We start from the raw sequence: 13,801 nt of genomic DNA, 5'->3' as shown, positions 1-13,801 counted from the left end.
ATAATAGATTTTAGCTATGAAACCCCATAAAGGGTATGAATCATTTTAAGGAGGATTTTAAACAATGGCAAAGGCTAAATTTGAAAGAACTAAACCACATTGTAACATTGGTACAATTGGACACGTAGATCATGGTAAGACTACACTTACAGCTGCTATCACAAAGACTCTTCATGAGAGACTTGGTACAGGTGAAGCTGTTGCATTCGAAAATATCGATAAGGCTCCAGAAGAAAGAGAAAGAGGTATCACAATCTCTACAGCTCACGTTGAATATGAAACAGAAAAGAGACATTACGCTCACGTTGACTGCCCAGGTCATGCCGATTACGTTAAGAACATGATCACTGGTGCTGCTCAGATGGATGCTGGTATCCTCGTAGTAGCTGCTACAGATGGTGTTATGGCTCAGACAAGAGAACATATCCTTCTTGCTCGTCAGGTAGGTGTTCCTTACATCGTTGTATTCATGAACAAGTGTGATATGGTTGATGATCCGGAACTTCTTGAATTAGTAGATATGGAAATCAGAGAACTCCTTAACGAGTATGGCTTCCCAGGCGATGACACACCAATCATCCAGGGTTCAGCTCTTAAGGCTCTTGAAGATCCGAACAGCGAATGGGGCGATAAGATTCTTGAACTTATGCACACAATCGATGAATATGTTCCAGATCCAGAAAGAGATACAGATAAGCCATTCCTTATGCCAGTAGAAGACGTATTCTCTATCACAGGTCGTGGTACTGTTGCTACAGGTAGAGTAGAACGTGGTGTTCTTCATATAAATGAAGAAGTTGAAATCGTTGGTATCCATGATGACATTCGTAAGGTTGTTGTAACTGGTATCGAAATGTTCAGAAAGCTTCTTGATGAAGCACAGCCAGGTGATAACATTGGTGCACTTCTTAGAGGTGTTCAGAGAGACGAAATCCAGAGAGGACAGGTTCTCTGCAAGCCAGGTTCAATCACACCTCATCACAAGTTTACAGCTCAGGTTTACGTATTAACAAAGGACGAAGGTGGACGTCATACTCCATTCTTCAACAACTACAGACCACAGTTCTACTTCAGAACAACTGATGTTACTGGTGTTTGTGAACTTCCAGCTGGTACAGAAATGTGCATGCCTGGTGATAACGTAGAAATGACAGTTGAACTTATCCACAACGTAGCTATGGAGCAGGGTCTTCGTTTCGCTATCCGTGAAGGTGGACGTACAGTAGGTTCAGGTGCTGTTGCTACAATCATTGAGTAATTTTATTGGTTGATGTACTCAGTATTTATACAGTAAATTTAAAGGCTTCCGGGAAAATCCCGGAAGCCTTTTTTTGGCTTGCTCAGCCATTTATATTCTTAAATTTTTACCACCACTTCTCACGGTAAGAGTACTCTCCACGGTAATTAGAAGCATTATAATCAGGATATTTGAAAGGTGCATATACTTCAGCTTTAGGTGCATCATCCTGTGTATATATGTACATTGAATCATAATCCCATGTCACAATTTCATCACGGGCATCGCCGTAGAGATTTACAGCTTCTGCACACATGGTAGGATGACCGTCATCAGGGAACTTAACAACCTGAATACCTCTGCCATCAATCATTCCACCGCGCTCTACATCAGCATTAAGAAGAATGAAGTCCTGACCGTCACCAGTCCAGTTTACAGGTGTTAAAAGATTACCATTAAGCTCATTTTCCATTTCCCATAACTGGTTACCTTCGCTGTCATAGAAATATATAATTCCCTGATGTCCCCAGAAATTAACAACAACCATTTCATAACCTGGGCGGTCAGGAAGGTAATTAGCGAGACTGACACGCTGTGCATGACCTATGCCATCCTTTTTGAGAAGTTTTCCGTTAAAATCAGATATCAGGAAGCCTTCCTTTCCCGCAACGCAGGCAAAGAATTTAGTGCCTTTATGTGGACCGGATTCGAATCTTCCTGGAACAATTTCATCAATGTGGTCTTCATTAACAGGCATAGTCCACATCTTGTTACCGTGGCAGTCAAGCATGTTATAACCTACCAGAAGTTCATCATGCCCATCCCCGTTAATATCAATTGCAAAAGGAAAATGCCCGGTATTCTTATCACTCTGGAAATGCCACATAACCTCCAGGTCATCGTTAAGTGCATACACCCTGCAATAACGATCCTTAATAAGAATATCACGTGGCTTATCAAGACCACGGAAATTGCATATACGCATACCGTCAGGGTTAATTCTGTCAAAAGCATAGATTTTATCAGGAACACCGATAATCGTTCCATCCTCTTCTGTTGTGGAGAAAGGTGTTCTGGTGCGTTTCTTGACTTCACCTGTTTTGCCATCAAGAATAAGGACTTCAAAATTCTTGGCGGTTATAACCTCGTCAAAACCATCACCATCAATATCGTATATCTGCATAGGCATGTCAGCTGATATAGTGCCAATGTCGTGATTATTGGTTGGTTCACCGTGCTGCCATAAAATATTGCCGTCAAGGTCAAATGCGGTGAGACAGCTGATGGTTCCATAAGCATCACGGTTTACTCTTTTCTGGCACTGTGCCATAACCATCTGGTATTCACCGTTGCCAAGAAGATGACCAAAACGAAGCTGCCTTCCGGTGCCACAGCCCTTAAGATTAATCTTTTTGAGAAGCTTCATCTTAGGATAATGTGCCTGTGCATCTTCACATTCAGCTTTATAAGCATTTCTTGCAGCATCAATAGAAGCAGCAGTACTTTCAGAAGTAGTAACATTTACAAAACCAAACTGTGCAGGGATAGTTGCTGTAACGGCGACTTTGCCACCCTGTACGGCATATTCAGTGTCAATGTCAAAATAGACCTTATCATCAACGCTGCATATAACATGGCTGCCTTTAATTTCTGCTTTAAGGATATAAGTATCGTCACAGTTGTAGTTAAAAGCTACAGAATCAAGAATAGTAACCTCTTCTTTATGACGGTATTCAACTCTCAGTTCATGTTCTTCAAAAACAAGGACAAGAAGATTAGCAGAGTTCTGACAACAAAAACCAATGCCGGCATTACCCCATTTGGTAGTAAACATACGGACACTTGCAGTTATAGTATAATCACGCCAGAATCTGTCGCCGCTTGTAAGCATAGGAAAAGTCCGGTGGGGCTTGTCATTGCGGATACGCATCTGCTCCATAAAATGTTTTCCATTATATTCAGAAATAATCCAGGAAGCACCCTGACCGTTATAAGTGTGGTTGCATACCGGGTCATGCCATTTACCATAATATCCGGGATAATGGATAAAATGATACTCACCCATTGCCGAATGATTCTTATCATAAGGGAATTCACCAATGGGAAAATCAGAGAAATCTTCATTAAGTAAAATAAAATCTGCCATAATAACCTCCATTCTTAAAAAAAATAATAAAATGGTACATTGCCGCATTCTTGGTATATAAATAATATCTAACGAAGCAAATCATATACTGATTATAGGTCGTTTATAGAGAAAATGTTACTGATTTTTTACATATTTTTGAGATTTTGGAAGATTTCGTGCAGTTTTTTGTAGCTATAAAAATACAATATGAATATAATAAAAGCGTATTAAGAAGCAATATATAAGATTCTATTGTCCCATTTCATGAATAATGTTAAAATAATACTAAATACAATTCAAATCGGGCAGTGGGGAAGCAGATTTAAGATATAAATAACATTTAGAAAGCGGAAATAATATATGAAAAAAAGAAAAGTGTTTTTAAAAGATATTATCGCACAATCTCCTGAAAAAGAGTATGGACAGCTGTATGCAGATATTATGCTCGAACTCTCACAGGGAACGCTGGTACCGGTCCGCAGTGCAGGAACGAATGGTAAAAAGCCGGCGCTTCCCGTGGCATTCTGGGAGTATGTGAAAGAGCCGGATTACGGTGATGTCAGTGAAAAGCTGGATTTTAAGCTGCATCCGCTTCTTCATACAACGTATTACCGGAAACACCCGGAACAGTTTGCACAGGATGAAGATAAAATTATGCGTCTGAGTACGTATCTGACAGAGCATATAGATTTATTAGAACTTCCCGAAACAATGAATGAACGCAGTTTTGAAATTTTCGGGAGAGAGAAATTTTTTCAGCAGGAAGGCGGGCTGCAATTCTGCAGCAGGCTTGGAATTGAGCGCGGTCAGCTGAATTTTTATGATACGGCAGAGCCGCTTTCTTATTATTCTTATACCAAAAAGACCCCACAGAATATTTTAATAATTGAAAATAAAGATACATTTTTTGATATCCGCAGATATATGAACCATGTTGATAACCGGATTTTGGGGAAAATGTTTGATACGGTAATTTACGGTGCCGGAAAAGGGATTTACAGGACATTTTCAGACTATGTACAGGGGGCAGAAGATTATTTTAATGCAGAAAATATGCTGTATTATTTTGGGGATCTGGACTATGAGGGAATATTAATATATGAACATCTGGCAGGTATGCCGTGGGAAAATTTATCAGGAAAGGCAGTACGGATTGATTTATTTGTGACAGCTTATGAAAAGATGTTGGACAAGGCAGAAAATACCGGCTTGGAAAATCTACCCGATACAAAGGAAAAGCAGAATTCCAATATAGGAACGTTATTTTTATCTTTTTTTAAACAGAGGTATCAGGAACAGATTGTGCAGATTCTTCGCGCAGGCAAATATATACCGCAGGAAATATTAAATGAACATGATTGGGGATAAAAATGGAGCCAAAAGATTTTCTGAAAAATTTTGATAAAAGAATGAAATGTGTCGGACGGTATGCTGTGCTTTGCGGCAACAGTTTTGATAAAAAAACGTGGAAAGAATATGGTATTGAAACGAAGGACGAGCAGATGAATATGCTGTTTACCCTGCTGTTATACATTATGGAATATTCATTAAAAGAGGAAGACTGTACGATTGATGATATTGCACTGTTTTTAGAGGATATATCATTTGAGTATTATAACCGGAAGATCAGCTTTGATAAGAGTCGGGATTTTGCTCGTTTCATGGTAGAGGAAGTGCTTGGAAACGCCGGAAATTCAATGTATTTTAAGGTGTTCCGGTATGAAACAAAGTCTTATGGCGAGGTGAATATCCGCTATATTGATAATAAGGTTGTTTATCAGGACGGCGGTGTGAAAAGAACTTCTTATTTCCTGACGGAGGAAGGCTACAATATGGTGCTTGCGACCATGGAAATGGAGAATAATCTCAAACTGACGGTTCATGAAATGCTTTTTAAGCTGCATCTGGAAAAAGCCGACTATAATAAAGCGGTTGAAGATATTAAAAATGTTTTCGGACAGTTAAGAAAGCAGAGCCAGAAGATTCAGGAGGCTGTTCATGCCGTCAAAAGAAATGCATTGTCGTATTCTATAGAAGAATATCGCCAGCTTGTGGAAGAAAATATCAGCACGGTTGTGGAAACGCGTGAGAAATTTAACATGCACCGGGAATTTATTGAAGAAAAAATTAAAGAGTTTGAAGAAAAAGAGATGAATGCACAGGATTTTACGGCGAAAGAAAAGGAAAATCTGAACTCTCTGCGAGTGATTGGACGTTATCTTACAGGAACACTTGATGAGCATCAGAAAATTTTAGGACAGCATTTTGATTTGAAAAAACTTTATGATTATGAGCTGGAAAACTACTCAAATATGACAATGGTGCAGCGTTTTCCGTTTAGAAGCGGCATTTATGACAAGATTTTAAAAGATGCTGCACTGCTTATCAATGCGGACAGGATTTTAAATCCGCTGTTTATCGGGCAGACAGACAAAATCTTTAATCCGGAAAAAATGCTGGAATTTCAGAAGAAACTCAAAAAATCAGAAGTGCCGGAAGAAGAAACACAGCTTGATTTTGATGCCAATGCTTACAATCTTGAAAGAGAGCAAAAGCACAGGGAGCGGATGAAAAAATATGAAGACAGTGTCCGTGTGCTGATGTATGAACTTTCAGAACGCAGGGAAATGGATTTGAAAGATTTAAGCACACAGCTTTCTATGGAAAGCAGAGAAAAGCTGATACCGACAGCACAGATTTTCAGGGAAATTATCATTGAATTTCTGACGGCAGGAGAGATTCATCTGCATGCACTCCGCAAAGAACAGGAAGGATATCTTATGGATACGTCAGAAGGATTTGTATTAAATGAAATGCTGCTTACAGTAACGGAAGAGGCGGCACTAAAAAAAATAAATACCATTTATATTGAACCGTGCGAAGAAGTACCGCCGGTTTATTTTAAAGATGTAAAAGATGAACAGGGAAACATTAAAAATATAAAATGTTCCAACGTGAAATTCAGATGTGAGGAGGGGCAGTAATGGCATATGAAGCAGAAAATATCGTGTACAGCCAGAAAATATTTTATTATCTGCTGTGTCACGGTGCATTAAGTGATGCCGATTCGGGCGTCAATGAATTATATAGGGCGTATGTGGAAAATGAGGAGGTCCTGCACCTTGTAAAGAGCCAGGCAGAGATTGCCGAATGCCGCGTGGAGCGGTATGGCAGTACGATTTATCTGATGCCGGAGATTGATAATAAATATCTGGGATTTACAAAGGCAGATTTAAAGAAAGCTATTTGCAAGCCGAATGCAACAGACAGGGATTATTACCTGTCACAGTTTGTAATACTGACACTGCTGGCAGAATTTTTTGACGGTCAGGGCAGTATGGCAAAATCACGCGAATTTTTAAAGCTGGGCGAATTGCAGAATACGGTATCGGAGCGGCTGCGGGCAGGATTTGCCATGGAACGGGAACGGGAAAATGATGACCGGGCGGCACATGAATTATATGAAAATGTACTTGATTATAAAAGCATGAGTGAGGCGTATGAAGCATTAAAAAGTATTGAAAGCGGAAGCCGCTCTAAATATACAAAAGAGGGATTTGTCAGTATTATTTGTGAATTTCTTGACAAACAGGGGCTGATTGTATTTATTGCAGAAGATGAAATGATTAAGACAACGCCGAAGCTGGATAATATTATGGAGTATAAATTGTTAAATAAGGAAAATTACGACAGAATAATGGAAGCACTGGGGGTAAGCCATGAGTAAAATATCACGAATCCGAATATTAAATCTGAATTATAACCACAATGCAATCAGAATTGATGATGAAACATTTGACCTTGGCGGGGAAAGCACGCTGCTTTCCCTGCGCAACGGCGGTGGAAAAAGTGTGCTGGTGCAGATGATTGTGGGGCTGTTTGTTAACAAGACTTACAGGGATTTTGGAGACAGGGCATTTAAAAGCTATTTTACAACGGGCAGACCGACATTTATTATGACAGAGTGGCAGCTTGATGCAGGAAATGAACGTTTTCTTGCAGGAATGATGATCCGGAAAAGCCAGAAGGATGACCAGGATACGGAAGAACTGGAAATCATCGCATTTACCGGAAGCTATGCACAGGGCTGCCGTTATGACATGGACAATATTGCGGTAATAAAGACAGACGGCAATAGAAAATCACTGAAAGGATTCGGGGAGTGCCGAAGCTTATTTGAAGAAATCAGTAAGGATAAAGAGGGGAATTTTAAATATTACGATTTATCATCTAAATATGCAAGAAGCCAGTATTTTACTACACTTCGGCAGTATCAGATTTACAATAAAGAGTGGGAGAGCATTATCCGTAAGGTCAATCAGAAAGAGTCAGGACTGTCGGAATTGTTTAATAATGCCAAGGATGAAAAAAATCTTGTGGAAAACTGGTTTTTAAGACCAGTTGAGGATAAGCTCAATCAGGATAAAAATAAGATGGAAGAATTCAGAAATCTTACCCGCAAGTTTATTGAGCAATACAAAAGCAATCAGTCTAAAATTTCACGGAAAGCTGTTATAGAACAATACTTTGAGGATACAAAGCCGCTAAAAACGGATATTGACTTGTATACACAACAACAGGAAAATGCTGCTGCATATAAAACAGAGATTGTTTTATATGCAGCAGTGCTGCGGGAAGTGATTGGAAAACTGGAAACAGAAATCACAGAAAAAAGACAGCAGGAGCAGGAGGCTGACAGACAGCTGCGCCAGATTACTTATGAGCAGATTTCCTGCGCGGTGTATGAATATGAAGATGAGAAAAAAGAAGCTGTATTAGAACGGATTGAGCAGGAAACACAGATTACAAGACTCTCAGAAGTCCGGGAAAATCTGTTGAAACAGCTTAATGCGTATGATTGCAGCCGTATTTATGCAGAAATAAAAGAACTGGAGCAGGAAAAAGCGGAAACTGATGAAAAAATTGATGTACTGTTAAAGGATTCTAAAGACCATAATGCAGAGATTGAAGCAATCGGACACCGGCTGTATCTGTTTTATACCGGTGAAATGCAAAAAAATATGCAGGCAGCAGAGGAACACAGACAACAGTACAATGTGGCACAGCAGCAAAGAAATGAACAGACATTGCAGTTGAATGAAAGTGAAACAGCAATCAGGAACCTTGCACAGAATATCGGTGCTTTTGAAAATGCAGTCAAAGCTTATGATGAAGCAGAAGATACTTTCGTAAAAGAATATCATGCGGTGCTGAAAAGAAATCTTGTTGGCTTATATGAAGATGGTGCGCTGGCGGTTCTGGCAAAATCATTTGAAGAAGAAGTGCAAAACGAAAAAGGGAAGCTTGCTAAAACAACAAAAAAGCGGGAAGAACTGGAGCTGACAGACCGCAGACTGTCACAGGAATCAGATGAAAATACGGAAAAACTTACAGAAAATAAGAATCAAATTGCCGTTCTGGCAGAAAGAATTGCCGGATTAAAACATCAGGAAAATGAACGTATACGTATTATGAAATATATCGGACTGCCGGAAAAACAGGTCGATGAACGGGAACACATTTTAGACAGGCTGAATGGAAAAATAAAGGAACTGGATATACAAAGAAGCGCATTGATTGCACAAAAGACTGCGGATGAAAAACATTTACAGCAGCTTCGGGAAGGAAAGACAGTTGAACTGCCGGAGCATATCAGGACGTATTTTGAGCAGAACGGAATTGAACTTGTGTATGGAATGGAGTGGCTGTCTAAAAATGGACGGACAGAAAAGCAGAATAAGGAGCTTGTTGCAAAAAATCCGTTTCTGCCGTATTCCATTATAATGGAAAGAACAGTTTTTGAACGGCTGGCGCAGATTGATGAAGAACTCTATACCGGTTTTCCGATTCCGGTTATTATCAGGGATGAACTTGAAAATACGATGGATGCCGTTAAAGGACCTGTGACAACTGCGGGAAAAATTCATTTTTTCATTATGTTTAATCATCACCTGCTTAATAAAAATGAATTGGAAAAAATACTTGCAGATATCCGTGGAAAGATAAAAGCGATAGAAGAGGACATTGCCCATAAAAATGACGAGTTAAACATTTTCCGTACTTATAAGAATACAATTGAAAATCAGGATTTTTCGGTGCAGGTATATCAGCAGGCGGAAAATGAGCTTGAACAGGCAAAGGCTTACCGTCAAGAGCTGGAAGAAAAGAAATTACAGATACGGCATCAGAAGGAAGAAAACAGTACGGCAAAGCTTGAGAATACAGGAAAGATTGAAGAAATAAAGCATATAATTTTATTCTTTGAAAACAGAAGCCATGCATTTGAAAAGCTCTGCAAAAGATATGAACAGTATGAAATGGATAACGCAAGCCTTATGCGTATCCGGAATGAAAAGGCAGAACTGGAAAAGAAACAGCGAGAAATCCGGTTTGTATTAAATGAACTTGAAAATACACTGTCAGGGCAGCAAAGCCTGATCAACCAGTATGGTCTGCTGGTAGAACAGGCGCAGCAAAAAGCTGTTTCGTATGAGGCATACCGTAAAGAAACAGGCATTAGCGGTAATGGGAATGCAGATTATTTATACACAGCAGATGATAAGACACCGCAGCAGCTTGAGGCCCGGTATCTGGCACTGACAAAGGAAGTGTCAGATACGATTACAGAGTTACAGGCACGCAGCCACAGAAGCGGGGAAAAGCTGATTCGTAAGGAAAAGGAACTTGCAAAGAAAAATAAATATGACTTACAGCCAAAAGACTATCAGGAACTGGTCTATGCCGAAGCACTTTGTGACGGACTGGAAGCAGAGCAAAAAGAAGTGGAAAAGACTTTAAATGCAGCAAATGAAAAGAATAATAAGCTGACAGGAAGAATTGAAACGTTAAATGCGTCGATTGCGTTTACAAAAAAAGAACTGGTGGAAAAGACAGGACACGAAGAACCGGCGGCAAGAGAAACAATTACGGATACAGATTTTAAAGAACGTATACAGCTGAAAAAATATGAGGTACAGTCGATTGAAAAAGCATTAAAAAATTTGGAAAACAAAAAAAATCAGCTGGAGGTTCAGGCAGGAAGTGTATCCGAATATGCAGATGAACCGGTGTCAGCTTCACCGGAGGAACAGGAACAAATCAGACAGCAGATTCCGGATATTGAAACCGTAGAGGCACAGGAACTTACCCGGTATCAGAAGACGGTAAAAAGAAATCTGCTAACGGCACTGTCCCGGTTAAAGGATGAGCAGAACCGTCTGGCAGAAGAAATCCGTTCAATTGCAGCAAAAGATATTTATGCAGAAGATTATTTTAAGAAAACATTTGACAGTCTGTTGACACAGACTGCCAGTCCAAAGAATCTGGCAGAGCAGTATGCCGTGAATAAGGCTTCGTATGAGAGCCAGCTGGAAAAACTTAAAATTGATCTTGCAAGCATTGACAATGAACAAAAAAACATTGAAGAAATGTTTTTAGAATACGTGCGCAGTGTTAATGCGAATATTGCAATGATTGATAAAAATTCAACAATCAGCGTGCGCGGCAGAAACATTAAAATGTTAAAAATCCAGGTAGCAGACTGGGAAAGCGAACAGGAACATTTCCGTATGAAACTGCACGATTATTTTGAGCAGGTGATACAAAATGGTCTTGATACGATTGATAAGAATGAAAATCTAAATGAATTTTTGGGAAATGTCATTACAACAAAAAGACTGTATGATGATACTGTGGGTATCGGCAGTGTAAAAATTAAGCTGTATAAGATTGAAGCGGAACGTGAAGTCCCGATTACATGGGCAGAGGTATCAGCCAATTCCGGCGGCGAGGGCTTTTTATCAGCGTTTGTGATTCTGACCTGTCTGCTTAGTTATATGCGGCGGGATGAGAGTGATTTGTTTACCACGGGAGAGGAAGGCAAGGTGCTGATTATGGATAATCCGTTTGCACAGACCAATGCGGAACATCTACTGAAACCACTGATGGAGATGGCAAAGAAAACGAATACGCAGCTAATCTGCCTGTCAGGACTTGGCGGTGATTCCATCTATAACCGCTTTGACAATATTTATGTGTTAAAACTTATGGATTCAAGTATCAGAAGCGGCGCATGGCGCATGGAAGCCAGCCATATCAAAGGCGAACCGGTGAAGCGGATGGTACTGTCAGAATTCAGGGTGGAAGAGAGATACTAAAAATAAAAAACATCTGTTCGTGCAACAAAGTATTGACATTGACATACGAAGAAAGTATCATAAATTTATGAAGCAGGAGGAACAAATGAGATGAGAAAATCAATTTCAATCAGTATAAGAGTGAGCGAAGAAGAATTAGATAAGTTTAAGGAAGCAGCAAGATTAGAAGCGTATTCATCATATAGTGAGTTTATAAGAAGAACAGCATTAATAGAAGCTGCTAGAATAATTAAAGAAAACAATGAAGGAGAGGATACCCATGAACATAATTAGTTTGTTTAGTGGATGTGGTGGATTAGATTTAGGCTTTGAAAGAGCTGGGTTTAATATTCCTGTTGCAAATGAGTTTGATAAAACAATATGGGCGACATTTAAAGCAAATCATCCTAATACTCATCTGATTGAAGGTGATATAAGACAGGTAACAAAAGAAGATATAGAACAGTTTATAAATGGAGAAGTTGACGGAATTATCGGTGGACCACCTTGTCAATCGTGGTCTGAGGCTGGTTCATTAAAGGGAATTAAAGATGTCAGAGGACAGTTGTTTTTTGATTATATTAGAATACTAAAGGAATTCCAACCTAAATTCTTTTTGGCAGAAAATGTAAGCGGAATGTTGGCAAACAGACATTCAGAAGCGGTGCAGAATATTCTAAATCTTTTTGATGATGCAGGATATGATGTGTCATTTACCCTTGTAAATGCAAAGGATTACGGAGTGGCAGAAGAAAGAAAGAGAGTATTTTATATAGGTTTCAGGAAGGATTTGAACATCGATTTTGGATTCCCTAAAGGTTCAACAAAGGATGATGATAAGAAAATCACTCTTCGTGATATTATATGGGATTTGCAAGATACAGCGGTTCCATCAGGAGAAAAAAATCATCATAATCCAGAAGCAATCAATAACAATGAATACTATACTGGAGCATATTCGCCGATATTTATGAGTCGTAACAGGGTAAAAGCATGGGATGAACAGGCATTTACAGTTCAGGCATCAGGAAGGCAATGTCAGCTTCATCCACAGGCACCTAAAATGGTTAAAGTGGCACAGAATGATTGCAGATTTGTAGAAGGAAAAGAACATCTTTATCGTCGAATGACAATTAGAGAGGTCGCTAGAGTACAGGGATTTCCTGATGATTTCAAATTTATATATGAGGATACTAATACAGCATATAAAATGATTGGTAATGCTGTTCCAGTTAACCTTGCATATGAAATAGCTGTTGCGATAAAGAAATACCTAGAAGGTAATGGTGCAGAGGTTGTTGTAGATAATGAGGTTATAGATGCAAAGGAGGTTAATGAGAAGAAAGTGAGTACAAAGAGTAATGATCAGGGTAGAGCATATGAGTATGCTTGGATAAAAACACTTTACAAGGCATTATGTGAGATGCGAAAAACTAGAATAGTTGATAATTCTAGCTTGCATGCAAATGAAAAGGCATGGGCTCTTATGGATGAGGAAATGCAGCAGACATTTATGATATCAGCAGAATCAGCAATTGATACAGTACTTGAAATGGAACCTAAAATGTCAGAAGGCAGTAGTGATGAATTGACATTAGAATTTCAGAAGGACGGAGCAGGCGTAAAGGGTGATGTAAGAGATATTGTTATTAGAAGAGAAGATATTGAGTGGGAAATAGGATTAAGTATCAAACATAATCACGATGCCGTAAAACATAGCAGATTAAGTCATAAACTTGATTTTGGTAAAGAATGGTTTGATATGCCTTGTAGTGATGCATATTGGGATGCGGTTCAACCAATATTTGATATGTTGAAGAATGAAAAGGATAACGGTTCAAGATGGTCTGAAATCAATGACAAAGACGAAGTAGTATATGTACCGTTATTACATGCTTTTATGGATGAGGTTAATAGAGCATATAAAGAAGATAAGAATATGCCACGTAAGATGATAGAATATCTTATTGGAATAGAGGATTACTATAAGGTTGTCAGCCGTGATAGTAAGCGTCTTACAATGATTCATACTTTTAATATGCATGATACTTTAAATAAACCAAGTGAAAATAAGGTGTCGGCAATTACTGTTCCAGTTGTAGAGCTACCTACAAGGCTTGTGGCACTTGAGTTCAAGCCAGGAAGCACTAATACAGTAGAAATGTTTTTGGATAATGGATGGCAATTAAGTTTCAGAATTCATAATGCAAGTACAAAGGTTGAACCAAGCTTAAAATTTGATGTGCAGTTTATTGGTATGCCGACATCAGTGCTGAATATTGAATGTAAATGGAAATAAGG

The 13,801-nt window shown here is 39.1% G+C and carries 8 protein-coding genes; 7 read left to right on the top strand and 1 reads right to left on the bottom strand.

The window, feature by feature from the left end:
- Positions 1-64 precede the first annotated feature (64 nt).
- The gene (gene tuf, locus WMO37_RS04950; RefSeq protein ID WP_227090503.1) at positions 65-1,258 is read left to right on the top strand and encodes an elongation factor Tu; all 1,194 of its coding nucleotides are present in this window, start codon (positions 65-67) and stop codon (positions 1,256-1,258) included.
- Positions 1,259-1,364: 106 nt separating this feature from the next.
- On the opposite strand, the gene WMO37_RS04945 is transcribed toward tuf, so the two are convergent.
- Positions 1,365-3,383, bottom strand: a complete 2,019-nt coding sequence (locus WMO37_RS04945; protein WP_349154431.1) for a hypothetical protein — start codon at positions 3,381-3,383, stop codon at positions 1,365-1,367.
- 342 nt (positions 3,384-3,725) lie between these two features.
- Between WMO37_RS04945 and WMO37_RS04940 the strand changes: the two genes are divergently transcribed.
- The 6 genes from WMO37_RS04940 (at position 3,726) to WMO37_RS04915 (ending at position 13,799) form a co-directional block, all read left to right on the top strand.
- On the top strand, positions 3,726-4,733 hold the full coding sequence (locus WMO37_RS04940; RefSeq protein ID WP_349154430.1) for a Wadjet anti-phage system protein JetD domain-containing protein: 1,008 nt from the start codon (positions 3,726-3,728) through the stop codon (positions 4,731-4,733).
- A 2-nt stretch (positions 4,734-4,735) separates the two neighbouring features.
- The gene (locus tag WMO37_RS04935; RefSeq protein WP_349154429.1) at positions 4,736-6,349 is read left to right on the top strand and encodes a hypothetical protein; all 1,614 of its coding nucleotides are present in this window, start codon (positions 4,736-4,738) and stop codon (positions 6,347-6,349) included.
- Positions 6,349-7,092 (top strand): DUF6063 family protein, encoded by a 744-nt coding sequence (locus WMO37_RS04930; protein WP_349154428.1) that lies wholly within the window; start codon positions 6,349-6,351, stop codon positions 7,090-7,092. Before WMO37_RS04935 ends, WMO37_RS04930 begins: the two co-directional genes overlap by 1 nt.
- The gene (locus WMO37_RS04925; protein ID WP_349154427.1) at positions 7,085-11,521 is read left to right on the top strand and encodes a coiled-coil domain-containing protein; all 4,437 of its coding nucleotides are present in this window, start codon (positions 7,085-7,087) and stop codon (positions 11,519-11,521) included. Before WMO37_RS04930 ends, WMO37_RS04925 begins: the two co-directional genes overlap by 8 nt.
- 90 nt (positions 11,522-11,611) lie before the next feature.
- On the top strand, positions 11,612-11,794 hold the full coding sequence (locus WMO37_RS04920; RefSeq protein WP_055173939.1) for a ribbon-helix-helix protein, CopG family: 183 nt from the start codon (positions 11,612-11,614) through the stop codon (positions 11,792-11,794).
- Positions 11,781-13,799: a HaeIII family restriction endonuclease gene (locus WMO37_RS04915; RefSeq protein WP_349154426.1), complete on the top strand. Its 2,019-nt coding sequence runs from the start codon at positions 11,781-11,783 to the stop codon at positions 13,797-13,799. The genes WMO37_RS04920 and WMO37_RS04915 overlap by 14 nt, the downstream gene beginning before the upstream one ends.
- The last annotated feature ends 2 nt before the right edge of the window (positions 13,800-13,801 follow it).

It is taken from the genome of Lachnospira intestinalis, from assembly GCF_040095895.1.
Classification (GTDB): domain Bacteria; phylum Bacillota; class Clostridia; order Lachnospirales; family Lachnospiraceae; genus Lachnospira; species Lachnospira intestinalis.
The sequence above is the reverse complement of the archived record's forward strand: the minus strand, read 5'-3'. Positions and strand labels throughout refer to the sequence as shown.

Coding starts and splice junctions, on each gene's coding strand:
- tuf (WP_227090503.1), top strand. CDS start 65: ATGGCAAAGGCTAAATTTGAAAGAACTAAACCACATTGTAACATTGGT.
- WMO37_RS04915 (WP_349154426.1), top strand. CDS start 11,781: ATGAACATAATTAGTTTGTTTAGTGGATGTGGTGGATTAGATTTAGGC.
- WMO37_RS04920 (WP_055173939.1), top strand. CDS start 11,612: ATGAGAAAATCAATTTCAATCAGTATAAGAGTGAGCGAAGAAGAATTA.
- WMO37_RS04940 (WP_349154430.1), top strand. CDS start 3,726: ATGAAAAAAAGAAAAGTGTTTTTAAAAGATATTATCGCACAATCTCCT.
- WMO37_RS04935 (WP_349154429.1), top strand. CDS start 4,736: ATGGAGCCAAAAGATTTTCTGAAAAATTTTGATAAAAGAATGAAATGT.
- WMO37_RS04930 (WP_349154428.1), top strand. CDS start 6,349: ATGGCATATGAAGCAGAAAATATCGTGTACAGCCAGAAAATATTTTAT.
- WMO37_RS04925 (WP_349154427.1), top strand. CDS start 7,085: ATGAGTAAAATATCACGAATCCGAATATTAAATCTGAATTATAACCAC.
- WMO37_RS04945 (WP_349154431.1), bottom strand. CDS start 3,383: ATGGCAGATTTTATTTTACTTAATGAAGATTTCTCTGATTTTCCCATT.